Annotated in this window: 18 protein-coding genes; 6 read left to right on the forward strand and 12 right to left on the reverse strand. The window is 50.3% G+C overall.

Annotated elements, in window-relative coordinates:
- Positions 1–32 precede the first annotated feature (32 nt).
- Both O4H49_RS07055 and fliI read right to left on the reverse strand, forming a co-directional pair.
- Positions 33–461: a hypothetical protein gene (locus tag O4H49_RS07055; protein WP_269422725.1), complete on the reverse strand. Its 429-nt coding sequence runs from the start codon at positions 459–461 to the stop codon at positions 33–35.
- Positions 458–1849, reverse strand: a complete 1392-nt coding sequence (gene fliI / locus O4H49_RS07060) for a flagellar protein export ATPase FliI (RefSeq protein ID WP_269422726.1) — start codon at positions 1847–1849, stop codon at positions 458–460. The genes O4H49_RS07055 and fliI overlap by 4 nt, the downstream gene beginning before the upstream one ends.
- 296 nt (positions 1850–2145) lie before the next feature.
- On the opposite strand from fliI, the gene ctrA reads away from it, so the two are divergent.
- Complete coding sequence (gene ctrA, locus O4H49_RS07065; protein ID WP_269422727.1) at positions 2146–2859, forward strand: response regulator transcription factor CtrA; 714 nt, start codon at positions 2146–2148, stop codon at positions 2857–2859.
- A 114-nt stretch (positions 2860–2973) separates the two neighbouring features.
- Here ctrA and O4H49_RS07070 read toward each other — a convergent pair whose 3' ends face one another.
- The 5 genes from O4H49_RS07070 to O4H49_RS07090 all read right to left on the reverse strand — a co-directional run bounded on the left by O4H49_RS07070 (position 2974) and on the right by O4H49_RS07090 (position 8707).
- Positions 2974–3813 (reverse strand): CheR family methyltransferase, encoded by an 840-nt coding sequence (locus O4H49_RS07070; protein WP_269422728.1) that lies wholly within the window; start codon positions 3811–3813, stop codon positions 2974–2976.
- Positions 3810–5012: a protein-glutamate methylesterase/protein-glutamine glutaminase gene (locus O4H49_RS07075; RefSeq protein WP_269422729.1), complete on the reverse strand. Its 1203-nt coding sequence runs from the start codon at positions 5010–5012 to the stop codon at positions 3810–3812. The genes O4H49_RS07070 and O4H49_RS07075 overlap by 4 nt, the downstream gene beginning before the upstream one ends.
- Entirely contained in the window at positions 5012–5377 is a 366-nt protein-coding gene (locus O4H49_RS07080) for a response regulator (protein WP_020592227.1), read from the reverse strand. Before O4H49_RS07080 ends, O4H49_RS07075 begins: the two co-directional genes overlap by 1 nt.
- Before the next feature lie 84 nt (positions 5378–5461).
- Entirely contained in the window at positions 5462–5917 is a 456-nt protein-coding gene (locus tag O4H49_RS07085; protein WP_269422730.1) for a chemotaxis protein CheW, read from the reverse strand.
- A 66-nt stretch (positions 5918–5983) separates the two neighbouring features.
- The gene (locus O4H49_RS07090) at positions 5984–8707 is read right to left on the reverse strand and encodes a chemotaxis protein CheW (protein WP_269422731.1); all 2724 of its coding nucleotides are present in this window, start codon (positions 8705–8707) and stop codon (positions 5984–5986) included.
- 272 nt (positions 8708–8979) lie between these two features.
- Here O4H49_RS07090 and O4H49_RS07095 point away from each other — a divergent pair, with 272 nt between their 5' ends.
- Entirely contained in the window at positions 8980–10701 is a 1722-nt protein-coding gene (locus O4H49_RS07095; protein WP_269422732.1) for an ABC transporter permease, read from the forward strand.
- 83 nt (positions 10702–10784) lie between these two features.
- On the opposite strand, the gene O4H49_RS07100 is transcribed toward O4H49_RS07095, so the two are convergent.
- Both O4H49_RS07100 and O4H49_RS07105 read right to left on the reverse strand, forming a co-directional pair.
- A complete protein-coding gene (locus tag O4H49_RS07100; RefSeq protein WP_269422733.1) occupies positions 10785–11810 on the reverse strand; it encodes a Fe(3+) ABC transporter substrate-binding protein in 1026 nt (341 codons plus the stop codon).
- A gap of 266 nt (positions 11811–12076) precedes the next feature.
- A complete protein-coding gene (locus O4H49_RS07105; RefSeq protein ID WP_269422734.1) occupies positions 12077–12712 on the reverse strand; it encodes a histidine phosphotransferase family protein in 636 nt (211 codons plus the stop codon).
- 479 nt (positions 12713–13191) lie between these two features.
- On the opposite strand from O4H49_RS07105, the gene O4H49_RS07110 reads away from it, so the two are divergent.
- The 3 genes from O4H49_RS07110 (at position 13192) to O4H49_RS07120 (ending at position 18506) form a co-directional block, all read left to right on the forward strand.
- Positions 13192–14904, forward strand: a complete 1713-nt coding sequence (locus O4H49_RS07110; RefSeq protein WP_269422735.1) for an NAD(P)H-dependent oxidoreductase subunit E — start codon at positions 13192–13194, stop codon at positions 14902–14904.
- Positions 14904–17684 (forward strand): formate dehydrogenase subunit alpha, encoded by a 2781-nt coding sequence (gene fdhF, locus O4H49_RS07115; protein WP_269422736.1) that lies wholly within the window; start codon positions 14904–14906, stop codon positions 17682–17684. Before O4H49_RS07110 ends, fdhF begins: the two co-directional genes overlap by 1 nt.
- 234 nt (positions 17685–17918) lie before the next feature.
- A complete protein-coding gene (locus O4H49_RS07120) occupies positions 17919–18506 on the forward strand; it encodes a cytochrome P460 family protein (RefSeq protein WP_269422737.1) in 588 nt (195 codons plus the stop codon).
- 96 nt (positions 18507–18602) lie between these two features.
- On the opposite strand, the gene O4H49_RS07125 is transcribed toward O4H49_RS07120, so the two are convergent.
- Both O4H49_RS07125 and O4H49_RS07130 read right to left on the reverse strand, forming a co-directional pair.
- Positions 18603–20189, reverse strand: coding sequence for a PAS domain-containing sensor histidine kinase (locus O4H49_RS07125; protein WP_269422738.1), 1587 nt, complete (start codon positions 20187–20189; stop codon positions 18603–18605).
- A 357-nt stretch (positions 20190–20546) separates the two neighbouring features.
- Positions 20547–21347 carry a substrate-binding periplasmic protein gene (locus O4H49_RS07130; protein ID WP_269422739.1) on the reverse strand — a complete coding sequence of 267 codons (801 nt, stop codon included), beginning with the start codon at positions 21345–21347 and terminating at the stop codon, positions 20547–20549.
- 374 nt (positions 21348–21721) lie between these two features.
- Here O4H49_RS07130 and O4H49_RS07135 point away from each other — a divergent pair, with 374 nt between their 5' ends.
- Positions 21722–23146 (forward strand): amidase, encoded by a 1425-nt coding sequence (locus tag O4H49_RS07135; protein WP_269422740.1) that lies wholly within the window; start codon positions 21722–21724, stop codon positions 23144–23146.
- 77 nt (positions 23147–23223) lie between these two features.
- On the opposite strand, the gene O4H49_RS07140 is transcribed toward O4H49_RS07135, so the two are convergent.
- Positions 23224–24375, reverse strand: a 1152-nt coding sequence (locus O4H49_RS07140) for a calcium-binding protein (protein ID WP_269422741.1), incomplete at its 5' end; no start/stop codon positions are given.

Genomic DNA, 24375 nt, shown 5'->3' on the forward strand with positions numbered 1-24375 from the left:
CTTCTGCCTTCTCAGAATTTTATAATCCGGGATCAATTTTCCGAAGACTTACGTCGCCGGTAAAGCTGTATCCCCATTTCATCAAATGCCGCCTGTTCTTTCTTGCGTAAAACTTCTTTTTGCCGACGAATGTCGTTGGCTTGGGCTTCTTCGTATTTTTTCAATTCCTGATAAATACTCTGAAGCTCCTGCTGGGCCTGATCTTTCCAGCCTATAATTTCCTCAATAGAATACACAATGCGCTGTCGGCGTTCCCGTGCCGCTTCGGCATAAACCGGATAGGTATGTGCCATTTCCGGGTTTTTGGTTGCAAAATCCTGTTCATGCTGCACATCCCGATCCAGTTTTTCCAGATCCTGGATCAGTTTTTTTTCCAGTGTCTGCAGATCCGATAATTTTTGTTGCGCTTCATCCAGCTTCCAACTGCTGACACGAACAAGGCTATCCACAGGCGTCTTCATGCGTCAGTTCCCATCAACCCGGCATCCTGAAACTCTCCGGCCCCGGAACCATCACCACCTTCAGGCCAGGCCAGCCCTATTGCCGCAGCAAGCTGTTCATATCCCAGATCAAGATTACTTTGCTCGAATTTATCCTGTTTGAGAAAAGCCTCCAGGGCATCGTGATAAAGAATGGCTTCATCAATTGCCGGATCAGCCCCTGCAGAATAGGCCCCGATACGAATCAACTCCGCCATGTTCTCGTAAGTCGAGAGAAGCTGTCGCGCCCGGGTTACCAGATCATTCTGGCTTTCATTATTACAGCCTGGCATGGTGCGGGAGACACTGCGCAGAAGGTTAATCGCGGGAAAGCGATTACGCTCGGCAATTGCCCGTTCAAGAATAATATGACCATCCAGAATACCACGTACAGCATCGGCGATCGGCTCGTTATGATCATCCCCTTCAACCAGAACTGTAAAAAGGCCAGTGATCGAGCCCTCCGGTAAAATCCCTGGTCCGGCACGTTCAAGCAGCTGCGGTAACTCGGCAAAAACAGAAGGAGTATAGCCCTTGCTCGCCGGGGGTTCCCCCGCAGACAAACCAATCTCTCGCATCGACATGGCAAAACGTGTCACCGAGTCCATCAGACAGAGTACATCCTTGCCGTTGTCCCGAAAGTACTCTGACAGGGCCATGGTCATATAAGCAGCCTGGCGTCGCATCAACGGGGGTTCATCCGAGGTCGCGACAACGACAACTGATTTTGCCAGGCCTTCCGGACCAAGATCATCTTCAAGCCATTCCTGAACCTCCCGGCCCCGTTCCCCGATCAGGCCAATCACATTGACATCAAGGGATGCAAAGCGTGCCAACATGGACAGCAATACTGATTTACCGACACCGGAGCCTGCAAAAATCCCCATCCTCTGCCCCCGGCAACAGGAGAGGAAGCTATTGATTGCCCGTACACCCAGATCAATTTTGCCCCCCACCCTTTGCCGGCCATGCGCCGGAGGTGGCATGTTTCTTACTTTGTAAGGGTCAGGCCCCGCAGGAAGCGGACCTTTGCCATCTATCGGCTCTCCCAGGGCATTAACGACCCTGCCAAGCCAGGCATCGGAAGGATGGATCGAGGGTTCACTTTGGGCCAGCAGGGCTTTGCACCCCAGACCTATTCCGTCCAGAGAGCCAAAAGGCAACAACAACGCGCGACCTTGGCGAAACCCGATGACTTCACAAGGAACCTGTCTGGAATCACGGGCAATAAGTGTGCAACGTGAACCGATCGCTAACAAGCGGTCAAGTCCCGACAGCTCAACAAGCATACCAAGCACACCCGAGACCCGGCCATAAACCTGATAGTCAGATAGCTCTGAAATTTCCCGTGCGAGACTTTTAAGCGTCATACCGAAACAGATACCTTAAGTTGCATATAAACATCGTAACAATGACCCAATAGTGGAGTCATCATATGATTTCATCACCACTTTGACACAGAGCATTTAACGTCAGCTTAACCCCTGCTTTCTTTCAAAAAGATCAAAATCTGCCAAAGAAACTACTTTTAATAAAATTAATCTTAGTTTTCTCCCGTTTTTTTGAGTTTCTATGAATTTCTGGTAATATTTTGTTAACGTTACATGCTGAAAATGGTTAACAGCATTCATATTCGTTTAACCAACATTAATGACCGGAACCAAACATGCGAGTTCTGTTAGTAGAAGACGACGCCCCAACAGCCCAAGGCATCGAGATGATGCTCAAGTCAGAAGGCTATGTGTGTGACAAAACTGACATGGGTGAAGACGGCCTCGAAATCGGCAAGATCTATGATTATGACATCATTATCCTGGATCTCATGCTCCCTGATATGGATGGCTATGAAGTCATCCGTCGTTTACGAGCGTCCAGGGTAGAAACACCAATTCTGATCCTCTCCGGGCTTAACGGCCTGGATGACAAAATCAAAGGTCTTGGATTTGGCGCTGATGACTATCTGACCAAACCTTTTGATAAACGGGAACTCATCGCCAGAATTCAGGCAATCGTTCGCCGTTCCAAAGGTCACGCTGCTTCAGTCATCAACACCGGCAAGCTCCGCGTGAACCTTGACACCCGTACGGTCGAAGTTGAAAGCAAACTCCTGCATCTGACAGGCAAGGAGTATGGCATTCTCGAATTGCTCTCCTTGCGCAAGGGAACAACCCTTACAAAGGAAATGTTCCTCAACCACCTCTATGGCGGTATGGATGAACCCGAACTCAAAATCATTGATGTGTTTGTCTGTAAACTCCGGAAAAAACTCTCCAATGCAACAGGTGGTGAAAACTACATCGAAACTGTCTGGGGACGGGGGTATGTCCTGAGAGATCCTGTTGATCAAGGCGTCAGTGAAGCGCACATGGCATCTGCCTGATCTCTCTATCCGAGAGATCCCAAGAGACAAAAAAACAGAGGTTGAATTTTCAACCTCTGTTTTTTTTATTTTCGTAACAAGGAGCCGGGAAACGATCCCGGCTCCTTGTTACATCTAGCCTACAGCAGCGCGCGCTGCCTGACCCCGCACCAGGCCATAGATCCCTCTCTGCCCCGGAATAAGTTGGAAATCGTCTGATATCCCCAAAACGGTTTCGGCACCACCCAGATAAAGGAAACCGTCATCTGGCATCTGCTTTGCGATGTTCTTCAAAACATGTGACTTGGTCGCCTGCTCGAAATAAATCAAAACGTTTCGGCAAAAAACAATATCAAATTTGCCAAGTGCCGCCGGACTTTCAAGAAGGTTGAACGTTTTATAGGTCACCATGTTGCGAATGGAGGCATCGATCTGCCACCGGTCCCCGGCTTGCTGGAAATATTTTACCAAGAGATTGATTGGCAACCCACGCTGTACCTCGAACTGGGTATAAACCCCTTCCTTGGCCTTGTTCAAAATCTCGTTGGAAAGATCTGTTGCGATAATCTCTATCTTCCAGCCTGCCAGCTTAGGCCCGGCCTCTTTAAGCAACATTGCCAGAGTATAAGGCTCCTGCCCGCTCGAGCAGGCAGCAGACCAGATCCGGATCGTTTTACTGGAAGCACGTTTTTCCAACATATGTGGAAGCACCAGATCCCGGAACTGGTCAAAGGGTTTTTGATCACGGAAGAAAAACGACTCGTTTGTCGTCATTGCCTCTGTGATGTCGTTAAGTAAGCGTTCGTCGTTGCTTGATCTGACTTTCTGTACCAGTTCGTCGAAGCCACTCAGGCTCCATTTACGTGCCACAGGATTCAAGCGACTTTCCAACAGATAGGCCTTGTCTTGACTTAAGACGAGCCCGGAACGCTTCTTTAGAAATTGTGAAATGAATTCGAAATCGTTCACGTTCATGCCGCCGACCTCAGCACAAGTTGTCGTACATGTGCTGCCATTTCCTTGATAGGAAGAACAGCAGAACAGAGCCCTGCAGTCGCTACCGCGCCTGGCATACCCCATACAACACTTGTATGTTCGTCCTGTGCAATGACACTCCCGCCTGCGGTCGTCACAACTTCAGAACCTCGTAAACCATCACTCCCCATGCCCGTGAGGATCAGGACAAGGAGATGAGAGCCATATATTTTTGACAGACTTCTTAACATCGGATCTACCGCCGGACGACAGAAATTTTCAGGCGGTTCCTGATTGAGGCGAATAATCGTGTCTGTCCCCTTTTTCTCAAAAACCATATGATATCCACCAGGAGCCAGATAGATTCTCCCGCCACGGATTGCTTCCCCGTCCTCGCCCTCTTTACTTGGCATCTGGGAAATACGCCCGATGTGTTCAGCCAGAAGAGCGGTAAAGGTAGCCGGCATATGCTGTGTAATAACAACAGGTTGACTGACCACACCTAAATTTCCGAGCACGTCAAACAAGGCCTGGGGGCCACCAGTAGAGCTCCCGATAGCCAGAATGTCAGGACGCGCAATCGCTGTGGTCCGTAAAGAGATCTCTTTGTTGGCATAGAGCCCACCAGTCGTTCTTCTAATCGGATCGGCTGCTTTCCCGGCGGGTGATTGCGCTGGTGATTGGCCAGCGGCTCCCGTTTTGGCAACCGTTGCCGAGGCTCCGGATGGTAAAGGAGCATGTCTGGCAGTTCTTGCCACCCGCCCCAGGGCTTTCACCTTTTCAACCAGCTCATATTTGAAATCATCTGCTTTGGTGAGTTCACCAGAACTTGTCGGCTTGGGGATATAATCTGCTGCTCCCAACCGCATAGCCTTGAAACTGATCTCGGCATTTTTACGGGTTAATGTAGAAGCCATTATAATCTGGACACCGGGTTTCGCTTCGAGCAATTTTGGCAAAGCCGTCAGGCCATCCATAACCGGCATCTCTATGTCGAGAACCACTACATCAACGTCCAGGGTCGCGATACGTTTGATCGCGATCTCGCCATTGGAAACAGATTCAATAACAGATACCTTCGGGTCATTTTCCAGCATTCTGGTCAAAAGCCCTCTGATAACTGCAGAATCATCCACCACCATTACTCGATAGGCATTTTCGGCTTTTGGGGTCGACGATGTATTTAGTGGCAATGACATTAAAGCAGGCCTACCTGGGTAAATTTGGATTCAATGATGTCACTGTCAAAAGGCTTCATGATATATTCATTGGCCCCAGCAGCGATGGCCTGCTGGATATGTTGCATATCATTTTCCGTTGTGCAAAACACAACTATAGGCTGCTCAACCCCTTGCAATGCCCTCAAATCCTTAAGGAATTCGAGACCATCCTTTACCGGCATGTTCCAATCCAGCAATACAGCGTCGGGCATTGAGTTAATACAAGAGTCCAATGCCTTCTGACCGTCTTCAGCTTCCTGAATTTGAAAGTTCAAACCTTCAAGTATTTTTCTGGCAACCATGCGGACTACTTTGGAGTCATCGACAACCAAACAGGTTTTCATTTTATTGCTCCAGCTTAATTTTTATCTATCAAAAACATTTATTACACCTGTCCTGAAGGACTAGACAGTCAGTGCTCAATTAAATCAGGCAGCATCAGCACCGCGATTATAATCAAGGAAGCGGTTAACATCCAAGATGACAAGCAATTTCCCGTCAAGCCTGTATATACCAATCGAATAATCCCTGAATCTTTGGTCCAGAGTAGGTGGATTACGTTCGAAAGAGGAGGCATCCACCCCAAGGACCTCGCCAACACTATCAACCATAAGACTATATAAGTCATTCCCGTTTTCGACAACAATGCTCATACAGGTTTTATCAGCCCTCGGTGCCAGTCCCAGGCGTTTCCGGACATCGATCGCGGTGACGATACGCCCGCGGAGGTTCAAAGATCCTGCGATTTCCGGCGGTGCCAGAGGGATGGGCGTAATCTGTTGCGGGTTGATAATATCCTGGACCCTGAGCACCGGCACGCCAAAGAGCTGGCCTGCGATATAGAAGGTGACAAAATCTTCGCTCTCTTTGTAAGTATCACTCACAGCTTTACTCTCTATGGTTTTGATCCAGACTCCGGTACCGGGGAGCCCGTGGACCCGTTTTCACTATCAAGCGGCGCCTTTGATCTCGGCAATGGTGTCTTGCAATGTCATTAACAGAGCTTCCCGGTCAGTCTTCGACACGTAGTCCTTGAAGCCAGCAGCCCGACCTCTTGCAAGATCAGAGTTCGAGGCAAAAGCAGAAAGAGCAACCATTGGAATTCTGGACCACTTCGAGTTTTCCCGAACAGCTTCAGCAAACTCAAAACCATTCATTCCCGGCATTTCGATATCTGAAATGATAACATCAAAAACTTCGCCTTTATCACAAAGGTCCAGAGCGGATTTTGCGGAATCAACCGCCTTCACGTCATATCCGGCAACAGAAAGCATTGGCATCAGAAGGTTCCGGAAGAAGGCGCTGTCGTCCACAAGAAGCAGACGGGAACGGGAGCTGTCAAAGTTTTCCTTCCCTGTTTCAGAGCCGAACCAATCCGGGTAAGCCTGGGTCAGGAAGAACCCTGCATCGACAACATCTGTCGCTTTGCCGGCAATAATCGCACTGCCGATATAGCCGCGTTTTTCTGCGCTGAGTTCCACATTCATACGGTCTTCTACAATATCAATGATCTCGTCAACCACCAGCCCCATGGAGCGTTCCCGGTCAGAGAAGACCAACACCGGCTGGCGTCCCTCTTTTGCCAGCTTCATGTCTGGCTGCATCGGGATCAACGGCATCAGCTGGCCACGATACTGAACCACATGCTGTCCACCAGAACTCTCGACTTTGGTAAGGTCCACTTCTTCCAGTCGGGCAATAAGGGCAAGAGGCACAGCTTTCGGTGCATCATCTCCAGACCGGAAGACCAGCATCGCCACTTTTTCGTCATTCGCGGTATGATGACGATCGGCAAGACCACTGAGCTCTGTTTCACCCACGGCAATTTCTCCGGTAGCCGCCGCAATCCCGTTTGGATCAAGGATCATAACCACAGCACCATCACCCAAAATAGTATTGCCGGAGAAGAGCTGGATATTTCTGATGATCGGCGCAACGGGTTTGACCACGATCTCTTCTGTATCAAAGACCCGGTCAACAATAATCCCGAAAGTGTAGGTCCCAACCTGGGCGACAACGATGAAATTGTCATCCCGCAGCTTGGTTTCCTTCTCTTCTCCCTCGACAGAAAGCTTGAGCAGATCCCGGAGAGTGACAAGGGGGAGCAGACGGTTACGCAGCCTCAGGACAGGCGTATCGTTGATGTGTTCGATAACATGTTCGGAATGGTTCGACGTCCGGACCAGTTCGACCACAGACAGTTGTGGAATGGCGAAACGCTCTTTACAGCATTCGACGATCAGCGCCGACACGATTGCGAGGGTCAACGGAATCTTGATGGTAAAGATTGTCCCCTTGCCTTCTGTCGAACTCAATTCGATGGTACCACCGATTTTCTCGATATTGGTACGAACCACGTCCATACCGACACCGCGTCCAGATACGGCTGTAACTGCAGCAGCGGTCGAGAACCCGGGCTTGAAAATGAACTGCTGAATCTGCTGATCAGACATTCCATCCAGCTCTGCTTCCGAAGCCAGTCCGTTTTCAGCACACTTTTCTTTGATCCGGTCTGTATTGAGCCCCTTACCGTCATCCGAAATCTGAATGATGATATGACCACCTTCGTGATAGGCATTCAGGACAACCTGACCAACCTCTGGCTTGCCGGCAGCTATGCGGTCATCTGGCATTTCCAACCCGTGATCAGCAGAGTTACGCACCATATGGGTCAGCGGGTCTTTGATCAGTTCCAGAACCTGACGGTCCAGTTCCGTATCTGCACCCTTCATCACCAGGTCAATTTTTTTATTCAATTCGTGCGACAGATCGCGAATGATACGCGGCAGTTTTGCCCAGGCATTCCCGATCGGCTGCATCCGGGTCTTCATCACCCCTTCCTGCAGATCCGAGACAACATGGTTCAAACGCTGCAATGGTGTGGCAAAATCACTCTCTTTGTGCGCACGAAGAATTTGCAAAAGCTGGTTTCTTGTCAGCACCAGCTCTGAGACCATCGTCATCAGGTTTTCAAGAACATCCACACTCACGCGGATTGACTGGTTGGCAACGGACGAAGCAGCATCCCCAGCAGGTGCCGCAGGGGGGGGTGGAGGGGGTGGTGCTGCCTTTTTCGGCTTGGCTGCAGGTGCTTTTGCTGCAGGTTCAGGCTTCAGGGCAACGACTTCGGCAACAGGTTGTTCTTCTTCTGCTGCCTGGGCTGCCAATTCTTCAGGCCCCAGGGCTTCACGGAACGCCCGCTCCAGTTCATCCTCTTCCTCATCATCCGCTTCAACCGCATCTTCAACAACGACAGTCTCAGCAGCTGCGGGAGCTTCAGCCTCCCCGCCGCCGTCTGTCCCTTCAGCATGCGCGTTCAACCGGGCGATAAGGTCAGTGTCATCCCCTTCAGGTTCTTTCTCTGTCGCCTCAAGCGTTGCGAGTATTTCCCGGATCTTATCAAGACACTCCAGGATCAGAGAAACGCCCACCGCAGAAACCACCAGCTCTCCATCACGAAACTTGTTCATGATGTTCTCGCCAGCGTGGGCAACAGATTCAAGCCTCGGCAAACCAAGGAACCCACAAGTGCCCTTGATCGTATGCATGAGCCGGAAGATGTTACTCAGCAGCTCCGTGTCGTTTGGGTTCTGTTCGAGTTTGACAAGCTCCACATCCAATGTGGTCAGACCTTCATTGGTCTCCGTCAAAAACTCGCTCAAAAGATCATCCATGACTGCGCTTCCATTCCATCTTGATCATTCACTGCGGTCACAGCTTGTGTGCTATCCGCCTTTATCAACGACAAGCTTGTCAAAGGAAGATTAATAACCTCTTACCCCGCGACGCTGGTTTGTTAACTTTAATTGGAAAGATGCAAAATTTAATGATTTTAGAGCTGTAGAGACCGCAGTACGGCAAGAAAGACCTTTTACAAGCCCTTGACGCAAAGTATAGCTGATGGCTGATTCTGAGACTCGTTATTAGATAATTACAGGGCTGAAGTTTGGCGGATTCGGGAAAAACACTTCAAAACGAGATCACAACAGACAGCGGCAAGATTTTCGCGCGTTCAGGAAAAAAGGGCGTCCTTACCTGGTTTGCCTTCTTTGTTGCCTGCCTCTTTGCCTTCCCCATTTTGAGTGTGACAGCTGCAGCCCTCACGGCGACCAGCGACGTCTGGGACCACCTCGTCCAGACTGTCCTGTCTGACTATATCATCAACACCCTGTTTTTGGCTTCAGGGGTTGCCTGCCTGGTTGCGATAATCGGTGGGGGCACAGCCTGGCTGGTAACGATGTGCCGCTTCCCCGGTCGCGCGCTCTTCGAGTGGGCCCTTATCCTGCCCCTTGCCGTGCCGGCCTATGTGATGGCCTATACCTACACCGACTTTCTCCAGGCCAGCGGTCCTCTACAGGTTCTGCTCCGCGAAGTCCTCTCCCTACAGTACGGAGAATACTGGTTCCCGGATCTTCGCTCGATGGGCGGCGCAATCACCATGTTGTCCCTCGTACTTTACCCCTATGTTTACATGCTCGCCAGAGCGGCCTTTCTCGAGCAGTCTGTCTGTGCCCTCGAGGTTAGCCGCACCCTTGGATGCAGCCCTCTGTCCAGTTTTTTCAGAGTTGCCCTCCCGCTGGCACGCCCGGCCATTATCGCTGGAACATCTCTTGCCCTTATGGAGACCCTTGCTGATTTCGGCACGGTTTCTTTTTTTGGTATTCAGACCTTCACTACCGGCATTATGAACGCCTGGACAACTTTCGGTGATCTGGCTGCTGCGCGACAGCTCTCGACATATTTACTCGTCTTTATTTTTTCGGTTTTTATAATCGAAAAGCTCAGCCGTGGAAAAGCGCGATACCATCACGCAACCAATCGCTATCAAAACCTGCCCGGCTACAAACTGCAGGGCCTGAAAAAATGTTTTGCTGTCGCAGCCTGCGGTATTCCACTATTTCTCGGGTTTGTATTACCCGCAATTATTCTGATCAGCAAAACCCTTTCCCTGGGTGACAAACAGTTTGGCATCAAATTTATCACACTGGCCTTCAACAGCTTCACCTTGGCCACCGTCACAGCTTGTGCTGCGGTATTGATTGCTGTTTTGCTGGCCTATACCAATAGAATGCAGGCGAACTTCTTTTCCCGAGCAGCGACAAAGATTGCCTCCATGGGTTACGCAATTCCCGGTACTGTTGTTGCCATCGGAACCCTCTTTCCCCTGGCCGCACTGGACAACACGATCGACTCCTGGATGCGGAGTACTTTTGATATCTCAACCGGGCTGATTCTGACGGGTACGATTACAGCCCTGGTTTTTGCCTACCTTGTCCGTTTTCTGGCTGTCTCCCTGAATACCGTTGAAAGCGGTCTAGGGAAAATACGTCCCAGTATGGACGATGCGTCACGTACCTTGGGCATGGGGCCAATCAAAACACTCTGGCATGTTCACACCCCTATTATGAGCGGCAGTCTTATTACGGCTGGGTTGGTGGTTTTTGTTGATGTCATGAAAGAGTTGCCAGCCACCCTAGTCATGCGCCCGTTCAACTTTGATACACTGGCTGTTCATGCCTACAACCTTGCTTCTGATGAACGACTTTCGGAAGCATCAACGGCTTCGCTCACAATCGTCGCCGTTGGTATCCTGCCATTGATTTTCCTCTCGCGGGCGATTGCAAAAAGTCGGGCGGGGAGCCAGACGAAACCAGCACAGGACCTGTAAAACCGAAAAAAAGCACCCCTGGAATTATCCAGAGGTGCTTTTCGACAGTTGGAACGGCTTGAGGCACAAGGGGCCTCGTTCAATTATTTCCAGCCAACCCGATCAAAGATCTTCTGAGCAGTTACCTGATTGGTGCCATAGACAGAAACATTCACCGTGTCTTTCTTGAATTCGCCAAGAGCAGTAACCGCAGCGTTGGCAGCAACACCTTCGACAACCGGGAATTCATTGTTCCCGTCTGCAAAGTAATTCTGGGCTTCTGCACTGGTCAGATATTCAAGAAATTTAACTGCTGCTTCACTGTGTGGGGCTGTTTTAACAACACCGGCACCAGAGATATTCACGTGGGTTCCACGATCATTCTGGTTCGGGAAAACGTAGCCAATCTTGTCAGCGATGCCTTTATCCTGCTCTTCTGGTGTTGTCTGCAGACGAACAAAATAATAAGAGTTTGCCACGGCAATCTCACATTCACCTGAACCGATACCCCGCAGCTGGTTTGTATCACCCTTAACAGGTTCACGCGCAAAGTTGTCAACTACGGCTTTGGCCCATTCTTCAGCAGCAGCTTCACCTTTGTGCTCTACAATCGAAGCCAGCAGAGACTGGTTATAGATGTTTGAGCTTTCGCGGATGCAAACCTTGCCTTTCCATTTTGGATCGGCCAGATCTTCATAAGAGGTAACTTCGCCCTCTTTCACCTTTGCCTTGTCGAAAAAAATCATCCGGGCGCGGGTAGAGAAGCCATACCAGTTCCCATCGGGGTGGCGCAGGTTGGCGGGAACGCGTGCGTTCAGTTCATCAGAAGACACGGATTTAAAAATCCCATCCTGATCAGCACGCCAGAGATTACCGGCATCGACGGTCACCAGAATGTCTGCAGGGCTGTTTTCCCCTTCACTTTTAATACGCTCGACCAGTTCGGCACCTTTACCTTCGATCAAATTGACCTTGATACCGGTTTCTTTGGTAAAGTTGGCATAAAGTGCATCGTCGGTCTGGTAATGACGTTCTGTATAAACGTTCACAACTTCTTCTGCACTGGCGGAAACACCGCTCAGTACTGTTGCAGAAAGAATAGCTGTCGTTACGAACCAAGCAGTCTTCATGTCGACTGTCTCCTAATTGTTATCACAGGGAGTGACCAGAAAATTGATCGGAAGCGAACACTTCCGATAAAAAGCATCGGGAATATTGCAAATCATTCGCAACATATCAAGTTCAAAATGAGACTTATTCGCAAATTAAAACGGTTGAAATTCAAAGAAAAAAAGCAACTTCGATGGTTCAAAGTTGCTTTTCAGAACAGTGTTGCAGTTTTTCAAGAAAGATTACTGCCTGAATTTCCAGAAACAGGAAGACCTTATTCCCCTGTTTAGAATGAAACAATTAACTGTACATGCCCGTCGACCGAGCTGTTCACCAACAGATCACTGCCCCTTCTTTGAGCCAGAAACCGGGTGAAATAGGCATGAACGTTTCTTGGTGTCAGCTCTCCAGGGTCAACTTTCTCCGAAATTGCATAGCGCACTTCCTCGCGAATCGCGACCGATTCTCCGGCGACGGTCACGGCAACAAAAGTACGGTTGTCCGCCTCACCACTATGCGCAGTAATAACCCCGCCGCGCGGCAACATTTCAAGCCCAAAGGCAATGAGATTAAGAAGAATTTTGCCCCCATCTTCCGGCAAGCCTTCAGGCACCGTCAGGTTCGGCCAGTTAAATTCCGCTTTTGTATGTTTAAGATAGTTGCTTGCAAGCTGGTTCAATGTCGCAAAGTCACTTCCAAGTCGGCTGCCTGCCAGACCATAGGCAATACGATAGAACTGCAAGGTTGCCGCAGCCTGAACAGCAGATCCTGTCGCCAGTTTCAATGCATCCGCAGCCATCCCAAAGGAATCATCTTCCATCAGTTCAAGGCCATTGTTTACAGCACCGACAGGCCCGACAAGGTCGTGGCACAAACGCGAGGTCAGAAGCTCTAGAACCCGAAAATCAACTTTATCACTCATTCTAAAAATTACTCACTCTGGAAATCAACAGACCTGAAAGGTTTCATATTGCGGATCAGTTAAACACACAAATATTAACAGAAAAACTACTCACCCCGGCTTTATAGACGGCGCTGTTATCTTTAATCTATTTTTTGCCCCCCCTTTCCATTAACATTTTGGCCGGACCATCGTCCTGACCTTGGGATTTCAGGATCTTCTGGCTCGACAAACGACACCAGACATCCGGCGAGCGACATTAATAGCAATCGCCTATTAAGGCATAGGACTTTGCGAATGCCTCATCGCTATCCAACACTGGCAAAGCACTATAAAATGTTCCAGATATGTCCGGGAATGCGGGAATACCGCAAGATGCCTACAGGAATATGGAAATATCGGCCCGGATTTTTCCGCCCGAATAACTGAAACAGAAAGAACCCGGATCAACCGGTGTTCATCGCCCGCACAGCAGGGCGTGTCGTGGAGTTGCATGAGTAATGTCGGATAATGCCACCTTGGATAAATCCCCCGTCAAGCGCCAGATCCACCCGGGATCAGGCCGCCGCAAACCGCCTGTTTTCGCCAAAGGGCGTCAACTGAACCCCGGCGCACAGGAAACCATTCATACTTTGCTTGGTAATCGTTCGCGCCAACGGGATCTTCTGATTGAACATCTCCACCTGATACAAGATACATTCGGCTGCCTTTCTGCTGATCATATGCAAGCCCTGGCGGACGAAATGAAACTTCCCATGGCTGAGGTCTATGAAGTCGCCTCTTTCTATGCACATTTCGACATTGTCCTGGATGGTGAAACAGCCCCCGCCGAGATTACAGTCCGGGTTTGTGAAAGCCTCAGCTGTGAAATGGCAGGTGCGGATGAACTCCTCGGCAAACTTCCAGCAGCTGTCGCAAAAAATGTGAGAGTGGTAAAGGCGCCCTGTATGGGCCGCTGTGACTGTGCCCCGGTTGCCGAAGTCGGCCATAACCACGTCGAACATGCGACAGTCGAGAAAATTGTCCAGGTTGCGAATGCCAAAGATCTCGAACCCGCAAAGGTTCCCTACAGAGACTACGATGCCTATATTGCTGACGGTGGCTACAAAGTCCTGCGTGAATGTTACGAAGGCAAATATGAACGTGACCAGATTGTAGAGCTGTTGAAAAATACAGGACTACGCGGCCTTGGTGGCGCGGGTTTCCCGACAGGTCTCAAGTGGGGGATTATCCGCCAGCAGCCCAAACCCCGTCTTATGGCCATCAATGGCGATGAAGGTGAACCCGGCACATTCAAAGACCGTCACTATCTGGAAACCGATCCCCATCGTTTTCTCGAAGGCATGCTGATTGGTGCCTGGGTCGGCGAAGTCGAAGCCAGTTACATCTATATCCGCGACGAATACCCGGCTGTAATCAAACTCTTGAAAAAAGAAATCGATCGTCTTTATGCCGAAGGATTGAACAACGGGGTTAAGATTGATCTTCGTCGCGGGGCCGGTGCCTATATCTGTGGTGAAGAGTCCGCGATGATTGAATCCATTGAGGGCAAGCGCGGTCTTCCCCGTCACAAACCTCCTTTCCCCTCACAGGTCGGACTTTTTGGCCTGCCAACCCTGACGAATAATGTCGAGACAGTCTATTGGGTCCGGGATCTGATTGAAAAAGGCCCAGAGTGGTTCACCAGTGAAGGACGCAATGGCCGCAAAGGCCTTCGCTCATTCTCCGTTTCCGGTCGCGTCAAGAACCCTGGCGTTAAATTCGCCCCGGCTGGTATCACAATCAAAGAGCTGATTGCCGAATATTGTGATGGCATGGCCGAGGGCCACGAGTTTAAGGCCTATCTTCCTGGCGGTGCTTCTGGGGGCATCCTCCCCGCCAGCCTGGGCGACGTTCCTCTGGATTTTGATACGCTTCAGGCTCACGGCTGTTTTATCGGCTCTGCAGCGATCGTCGTTCTTTCTGACCAGGACAAGATGCGTGATGTTGCCAGCAACCTGATGCGTTTTTTCGAAGACGAAAGCTGCGGACAATGTACCCCTTGTCGCAACGGCACAGAAAAAGCCGTCAAGCTCATGCAGGAAGAAACCTGGGATCAGGAACTTCTTAAAGAACTCTCGACTGTTATGATGGATGCATCCATCTGCGGTCTCGGGCAGGCTGCCCCTAACCCCTTGCTATCGGTAATGAAACACTTTCCGGAGGAACTGTAATGTCTGTAATTGCAAACAAAACCCCGGTTACCTTTACCCTTAACGGTCAACAGGTTGCAGCCCAGCCCGGCGAAACCATCTGGCAGGTGGCAGATCGCCTCGGCACAGAAATCCCCCACCTGTGCTACCAACCCGAGCCCGGCTATCGTGCTGACGGAAACTGCCGCGCCTGTATGGTTGAGATCGAAGGTGAGCGAACACTTGCGGCTTCCTGTATCCGGGCACCAAGCGAAGGAATGGTGGTCAACACCGCAACCCAGCGGGCAAAAAAAGCCCGTGAAATGGTCTTTGAACTTCTGGTCGCCGATCAGCCCGCCCGGGAAACCGCGCACGAACCAGATTCAAAATTCTGGAACTGGGCTTCTGACATCGGCGTGACATCCAGCAGGTTCCCGGCCCGTAAAAGCCCCGTCGCGGATCTCAGCCACACTGCCATTGCTGTAAACCTGGATGCTTGTATCAACTGTAATCTTTGTGTACGTGCCTGTCGTGAAGTCCAGGTTAACGACGTGATCGGCATGGCCTATCGCGGATCGAAAGCCAGCATCATTTTCGACTTTGATACAGAAATGGGCGAAAGCACCTGTGTCGCCTGTGGTGAATGTGTCCAGGCTTGCCCGACCGGGGCCCTGATGGAAGGGGCTCTGCTCAATGCTGCGGGAACACGGACAGAATATGCGGATGAAATCATCAATTCCGTCTGCCCCTTCTGTGGTGTCGGCTGTCAAACCGAGGTCCATGTCAAGGACGACAAGATCCTCAAGATTGATGGACGCGATGGGCCTGCTAACGAAAAGCGCCTCTGCGTCAAAGGTCGCTTCGGGTTCGATTACATCCACAACCCCAACCGCCTGACCAAACCACTGATCCGCCGCGATGATGCCCCGCGCGGCTGGGACATCGAAGTTCCAGACAACGACTTTTCCAAGTTCTTCCGCGAAGCCACCTGGGAAGAAGCCCTGGAACGCGCAGCTACTGGTCTGAGCAAAATCCGGGATAGCAAAAGCCCCAAAGCTCTTGCCGGTTTTGGTTCCGCTAAAGGGTCAAACGAAGAAGCCTACCTCTTCCAGAAACTGGTTCGCACAGGTTTTGGCAGCAACAATGTGGATCACTGTACTCGCCTGTGTCACGCCTCCTCTGTTGCCGCTTTGATGGAAGGTGTCGGTTCCGGTGCCGTCTCCGCCCCCTTTACCTCGGTTGCTGATTCCGACTGCATCATCATCATCGGCTGTCGCCCCGGCTGGAACCACCCCGTCGCGGCGACCTACATCAAACAGGCGGCAAAAGATCCAGACAAACATCTCTTTGTCATGGACCCGCGTGGACAGAACCTGGTGCGTTATGCCGACAAGCATCTGCAGTTCAAGCCTGGCCGCGACGTCGCCATGCTCAACGCGATGATCTATACCATCATCGAAGAGAACCTCTATGATGTGCAATATGTTCAGGCCAACACCGAAGGCTTTGAAGAGCTGAAAGCCAACATCAAGGACTTCTCTCCCGAAGATATGGCAGAAATTTGCGGAATTGATGCCCAGACCCTTCGCGAAGTTGCCCGTATCTACGCCACGTCAAAAGCGTCGCTCATTCTCTGGGGCATGGGTGTCTCCCAGCATACCCATGGCACCGATAACGTCCGCAGCCTGATTGCCATGTCCCTGATTACCGGGCAAATCGGCCGACCAGGCACTGGACTGCACCCGCTTCGGGGACAGAACAACGTCCAGGGCGCCTCTGATGCCGGGCTTATCCCTATGCTCTACCCGGATTACCAGTCCGTGGAAAATGCCGAAATCCGGAGCCGGATGGAGGATTTCTGGGGTATGGAACTGGACCGCAAAAAAGGTCTGACGGTTGTTGAAATCATGGACGCCATTCATGATGGCGAGATCAACGGCATGTTTATCCAGGGCGAAAACCCTGCCATGTCTGACCCGGATCAGAAACACGCCCGCGAAGCCCTGTCGATGCTTGATCATCTTGTCGTTCAGGATATCTTCATGACAGAGACTGCCTGGCATGCAGATGTCATTCTGCCCTCTTCGGCGCATGCCGAGAAGGATGGAACCTTTACCAACACCAACAGGCAGGTGCAGATTGGCCGTGCCGCGGTTTCCCCTCCCGGCGAAGCGCGCCAGGACTGGGAACTGATCCAGGAAGTTGCCCAACGAATGGGCCTAAGCTGGTCCTATACCCATCCCCGCGATGTCTTCAACGAAATGGCACAGATCATGCCTTCCCTGAACAACATCACCTGGGAAAGACTCGAGCGGGAAAACGTGGTTACCTACCCCTGCTCCAGTGCAGATGGCCCCGGCACAGAAATACTCTTTGCCCAGGGTTTCCCAACGGCCTCTGGTCGCGGCAAACTGGTCTCGACAGCACTTGTCGATCCGGCCGAGCTGCCGAATGAAGAGTTCCCTCTGGTCCTCACGACCGGACGTTTGCTCGAACACTGGCATACTGGTGCCATGACACGACGCTCCAAGGTTCTCGACAACCTTGAACCGGAAGCTGTGGTTTTTGTAAATCGGCTTGATATGAACAAGCTGGGTGTTTCTGCTGGTGACTGGGTAAGCGTTTCAACCCGCCGAGGAACAATCAGCCTGAAAATCCGCCAGGACCGGGAAGTGCCGGAAGGCATGATCTTCATGCCGTTCTGCTTCTCTGAAGCGGCAGCAAACTTGCTGACCAACCCGCAGCTTGACCCCTTTGGCAAGATTCCCGAATTCAAATACAGCGCCGCCAGAATGGAGCGCCTCTCGGTTGCTGCCGAATAACGTCGGCACAAGAACACCATGCCAATTTAAAAAGGGTCGCAATCGCGGCCCTTTTTTTATGGAACGAATTTTCTTGCCGAAACAATTTCCATAAAAATCCCAGCTCACATGAACGTGATAAAGCTTTATGCCATAGCCGGGCGAATACAGTGTTTACTAGGATAAAGGAATGTACCGGCACCACGGTACCAACAGAACAACTGATCCTGCGTCAGAGAAACAGAGGTAACCCAGATGGAAATCAGCTCGACACTCAAATTACTGGCTGCGGGTACAGCCATGTTTTCTTTCTTGACCACCCTTCACACTTCTGTTTCTGCCGAAGAAATTTCAGACGAAAAAGCCGCAGCAGAATACGAAGCTCTTGCTCCTGCTTTGAGAGAAGGTTACTCAAAATCCGGTCATCCGGTGGCGACAGAGTACTTCAACTGGCCTCGCTATAGCACTGTTCCCTATGCCTCCAGTACACATGGCGGCAGGCTGGTCCATAACTACGCCAATGATATTGCCCAGAATTACGGTAAATTCGAAGAGGTCGGCACCCTGCCCGTCGGCTCGATTGCCGCCAAGGACAGTTTTAAAGTTACCAAGAATGGTGTGAAGCCTGGCCCGCTGTTTTTAATGGAAAAAATGGCTGCTGGTTTTAGTCCGGAAAACGGCGACTGGAAATACACTCTGGTAACACCCGATGGGAAAATCTTTGGCGAAACCAACGGGACCAATTCAAAGAAAGTGAAATTCTGTGCTGATTGCCATAATGCTGTTGGCGAAGATCAGGACTATCTGTTCTTTTTACCTGACGATTACCGGGTTCAGAACTGATCAACCTGATTTTCACAAGGAGTTCTCGATGAGGCTGGGAAATATTCCAGCCTCATTTTTTTCACTAACCTGCCGCGATAACAACCTCAAGAAGCCTCAGGCACTCATCAGGGTTTGCTGAGGGTAATCTTCGGCAGATTTTCCGGTGACGACACGCTCTGGGGGGAAGGTCAGGATCACCGAAGTGCCAACGCCCAGTTCACTCTCGATGGCCAGTCGTCCGTTGTGCAACTCCATCAAGGACAAAGCCAAAGACAACCCCAGCCCGGTACCTTCTATGGTTTTGGTATAGCTTGATTCACATTGCTCAAAAGGTTTGATCACCCGGTCAAGATCTTCTTTGGCAATCCCGATCCCTGTATCGGAAATAATAATCGCCAGCTCTCCCCCGGTCGCTGCTGGCACGACCCTGGCGACAATAGCCCCGCCCTCTGGTGTAAATTTCACGGCATTGGAAGCAAGATTTATAACAACCTGTTTCAACAGACGTTCATCGACCAACAGATGTGGGAGGTTTGCATCCACTTCGGTTTGCAATCTGATATTTTTTTCTTGAGCTTGCCGTTTGACAAACCGGTATGCTGACTCGATTGCGCTTTCAATATCGACGGCAGTTTCATGCAGCGTTATCTCCCCCGCCTCCACGCGCGAAAGATCCAGAATGTCGTTGACGATCGTCAGAAGGTGACACCCGCTATAGAGAATATCCTTGATATACTCCCGATATTTTGGCGGCTCAATTCGCCCCAGATGCTCTTCACTGATAAACTCTGAAAAGCCGATAATCGCATTTAACGGCGTTCTGAGTTCATGGCTCATATTCGCTAGAAAGGTGGTTTTCATCCTATTGGCGGCTTCGGCCATTTCTTTTGCCTGTCGCAACTCATTCTGAACAGAGATCTGTTCAGAAATATCCCGCACGACTGCAGCGAAAATAAAACTGTCCCCTCTTTTGATTTTCATAACCGTTGCATCGGCAGGAAAAATTTCACCATTCCGTCTTAAGGCAGAAAGACCATTCCGGAATCCCATCGTTCTGTCGCTGCTCTGGTTGCCCCCGAAATCTTTCAGATTTTTCCCATCAGCATCACAGAAAGCATCGGGGATCAGCTGCTCCAGGCTGGTGCCAATAATTTCGGAACTTTGATAGCCAAACATCTTTTCCGCCCCCTTATTAAAGAGCGTCAGATCTCCCTGTTCATCCGTCGCAATAATCGCATCAGCTACCCCTTCGACAATACGCCCCATCAACTCCCGGGATGTTTCCAGTTCCTTGCGGACAGACATTCTGGCACTGATATCCCTCACCAGCAGCATTATGTGTGGTCGCCCGGAAGAAACCATCGGGTAAGCCCGCAAGTGCACATCAAAAAGAGTTCCCTTGGCCGAGCGGATTTCGCCACTTATCACATCAGCTTCTACTTCGGAATTTTCGCGTTTTCCCGCCATCAGAATCATCTGCTGATCTTCGGACGGCAGGGTGATCAGTTCAAAAATAGAATGACCAACAAGTCTCTCTGCAGGAAAACCAAAATTTCTGCAAACCGAAGGGTTACAGTAAAGAACAAGACCGGAAAGATCCGTCACAAAAACAGCTTCAAAGCTCTGCTCAAGAAAAAGCCTGCTCACGTCACAGCACACAGCAGTAACATCCGGACACTCCAGCGAATGTACACTCTTCATTTAGGGCCTATTTTCTCTTGAGGCGGTTTCCTGGCAGAAAATCCCTCAACAGGAAACGCTGCCAGTACCCAAAAAGCAAAAACACGTAATAAAATCAAATGAAAAGAAAAAATTTATTCGTAAATATTTCATTTTGTTACCATTAAGAAAGATAACACCCAGAATTCACACCAATAAATTGAAAACCATCACACCTGAAAAACCCAAAGATAAATATACATAAAAACCCATACTACAAATTCCAACAAAACCATCAGGAATATATTCTAATTATTTAAAATCGGATAACTTCTCTGCCAAACTATAAGTGATAAATATTCAAAAAATTTATCATCAAAATATTTATCCGAAGAGCGATTATCTGTATTTCCCCTGAATCTCCTCATAACTTCCATCTGAGAGAATTTCCATAAAGCCCTCATTAAAGCGAGTGAGAACAGAAGCAGCATCAGGCCATCTTTTACTGATACACAAATGATATGCCTTGGTACTTACGGGATAGTATTTAAGAGAAACGTCCTCTGACATGCTTTTGGTCAAATACCGGACAACATTCAGTTCTGAGTACAACAGCTCTATTCTGCCAGATATAAGCTTTTTAAGCGCTGAACGGTCATTGGGTGACAGATCATGATCAACACCGGCCTCATTCAGTTCCTGGCTGAAAACATACCCCTGTACCGAACCAACTTTATAGTCTTTCGCCTCGGCCAGAGACCCCAGACTCTCAATTTCAGTATCCTCTCTGGCAACAAAACCTCTTTTTGAATAGCTGATAGGTTCAGAAAGCCAGAAGTGCTGCTTACGAACCGGGGCATCAGCACAGGACAGGATACCGCTTACTTTCCCTTTTTGCCCCATCTCAACCGCCCGCGCCCAGGGCATAAATTCAATCAGAACTTCTATCCCCTTCCTTCCAAACGCTGCAGTCACAGTCTCGACATCAAAACCTGGCAAGCCTCTTTCGCCATTTTCAATTTCAAAAGGCGGGAAATCCACAGCAAGTATCTTGATAACCTCTTGAGCCCGACTTTGCTGGATCGTGAAGAACAGAAGCAAGACAATCGTGCAGCAGATTAGCCCGTTACATAGCGGAGAGGACAGCTTCATTGAGAGACGTTGAGTATTCCAGGAGGCTATCTCAAACCGTTTTGTCATAAACTTCTCAATCAAATAGTGATCATAAACCTGATCAATCAAATGTGCCCCCAAAGGCAATCCCTGTAAAAACTCTAACGTGGAACACTTAACAAAACGATTAGAGTTGTAAATTTTCTCTATGATAAGAGGTTACACCCCAAATTGGACTTCCCTCACTCACAAGACATTAACTGGATGATATTATTATATTTTTTCAGAAAATTTGACTTACAAAACAATATTTCGACTTGTTTCTACAAAACCGGCTGATATTGCCCAAGATCTGATAACGCTTTTCCATGGACAGAAAACACAGCGCACCTAAACTCTCTTTGTGAAGCCAAACGACGGTTGTGTATAAAGAACTGCCTACCCTGGAAGAGTGATAGAAAATGCCCCGGTATCCGGATGAACAACTTATTCATGCCAGCGCCTGTGAAATCAGAGAACTGCTTCTCAAGAAAGAAATCTCGGCCCACGATCTTCTTGATGCACTGGAAAACCGCATTGCCCTTGTCGACAACAAGGTCAATGCACTCCCGACACTCTGCTTCGAACGGGCGCGAACAACTGTGAATGAGTTGGAGAAGAAACCCGTCACGGAGCGAGGCATCCTTGGCGGAATCCCTGTTGCCATCAAAGACCTTACAGCGGTTAAGGGAGTTCGCACCACCTACGGCAGTCCGATCTTTGCCGACGAGATCCCGGACCATTCGGATGTCCTGGTCGAAACCATGGAAAAAAACGGAGCCGTGATCTACGCCAAATCCAATACACCTGAATTTGGGGCCGGGGCCCACACCTTCAATCCGGTTTTCGGCACAACCTGCAATCCCTGGGATCTGACAAAGTCAGCAGCGGGCTCCTCTGGCGGTGCAGCCGCTGCATTGGCAAGCGGCACAGCCTGGCTTGCGCATGGTTCCGATATGGGAGGATCTCTGCGTAACCCCGCAAGCTTCTGCGGGGTTGTCGGTCTCAGGCCATCCCTGCATCTCGTGGCAAGCGGTCCCTCCCCGACACCGTTCCAAACACTCTCCATGCAGGGCCCCATGGCCAGAAATGTCGAAGATACCGCCTTGTTGCTTGATGCCATGGTCGGTTCTCACCCAACCAGCCCTTTGGCTCTGGACGCACCTGGGGAGCGTTTTCTCGCCACAAGCCGGAAAAAAACGCCCCCGAAGAAGATTGCCTTCAGTCCTGACCTTGGTGTCAGCCCGGTTGACCCGGAAATCCTTGATATTTGCAAAACAGCTGCCCTGCATTTTCAAGAAGCAGGGGTCATTGTCGAAGAAAGCTGTCCCGACCTGTCCGAAGCTCCCGAAGTTTTCAGACGATTGCGGGGACTGGATTTTCTTGTTGGCCTTGGACCACTACAGGAGGAACACCCGGGCAAGCTCAAGGAAGATATCATCCTGAACATTGAATATGGCCGAAACCTCAGTGCCGAAGATATTGCCTGGGCCGAGAGAAAACGCGGTGAGATTTATCACAGGATGCAAAGTTTCTTTGGGGAATATGATCTGCTTCTCTGTCCCGCGACGATCGTCCCCCCCTTTCCGATTGAGCAGCGTTATGTCAGTGAATGTGCCGGACAAAAATTCGAAAGCTATATCGACTGGCTTGCGCTGGTTTCCAGCATCACGATTACGGCTTCTCCCGCCCTGTCTCTTCCTTGTGGTTTCACTTCTGCAGGACTGCCCGTGGGTCTGCAGCTTGTCGGACGCCCCCGTGCTGATGCCGAACTCCTCTCAGCAGCCAATTTGCTGGAAGAGATTCTCCCCAAAACACCAACACCAATTTTACCAAAAACGTTCTGAAATTTATTAGAAATCCCTGTCAAAAAAGAGAAACCTCCCTTTGGGAAGCTCCTCTGAGTGCAAACATTTCATAGATGTCAGAAAACGTCGATATGGATGCCGTTGTCATTCAGATCCGTCAGGGAATCCAGTGAATGATCCGCCGTTCCCAGGCCCCGCAATGTAATACTGTCGCCATTTTCAAACTGGATCGAGACATCACGACCCGCGCCACCATCCACAACCGTAACACCACCAAGACTATCAAGAGCTGCCAGGGGATCTGCTGCCCCGCCAAGATCTCCAAGAATGTCTTCAAAGACCAGCCGATCACCGGAATCAAAGTCCATAATGGTATCTTTGCCCTGTGCCTCAATATTGCCTGAAGCATTCATCGAAAGGCTGAAGGTAAAACTGTCATCCCCGCCCCCACCGGTAAGGCGATCATTTCCAAGCCCCCCCAGAAGAATATCATCATCATCTGAACCGATCAGCGTATCGTTTCCGGCACCAGCATCGATCCTGCCGATGTTCGTCAAGGTCGTATTGCTCAGGTCAATGGTGTTATTACCAGAGGTTCCCGACAGGATATTAACGCCAGCACCGCCGTCAATCTGCTCAATCGAATCACCCCTGGTCAAATGTGAAACGGTGATTGTATCATCCCCGTCACCACCAAGGATCCTGTCTGTACCTGCCCCGCCGCTGAAACGATCTGCTCCCTGGTCCTGCCCCTCCACAATGAATGTATCATTGCCGTCACCACCGCGCAGATTGTCATTCCCGGTGCCGCCGACAATCGTGTCATCCCCGGCAGAACCGGTGATGGAATCATTTCCGGCACCGCCTTCAATGCGGGCAACATTGGTCAGGGTGGTGTTGCTCAAATCAATCGTGTTGTTCCCCGAAGTCCCCGACAGCACATTGGTACCAGAACCCAGATCAATCTCTTCAATCGAATCACCTGCGGTCAGATGCGAGACAACAACGGTCTGATCACCATCCGTCCCCTGGATTTTATCCCGGCCCGCACCGCCGTTATAACGGTCGGCCCCCTGTCCGTTACCTTCAACAAGAAAGGTATCATTGCCATCACCACCGCGCAGATTGTCATTTCCGGTACCACCGACAATCGTGTCATCCCCGGCAGAACCGGTGATGGAATCATTTCCGGCACCGCCTTCAATGCGGGCAACATTGGTCAGGGTGGTGTTGCTCAAATCAATCGTGTTGTTCCCCGAAGTCCCCGA

The organism is Kiloniella laminariae (genome assembly GCF_027214005.1).
In the GTDB taxonomy this organism is placed as follows: Bacteria; Pseudomonadota; Alphaproteobacteria; order Kiloniellales; family Kiloniellaceae; genus Kiloniella; species Kiloniella laminariae_A.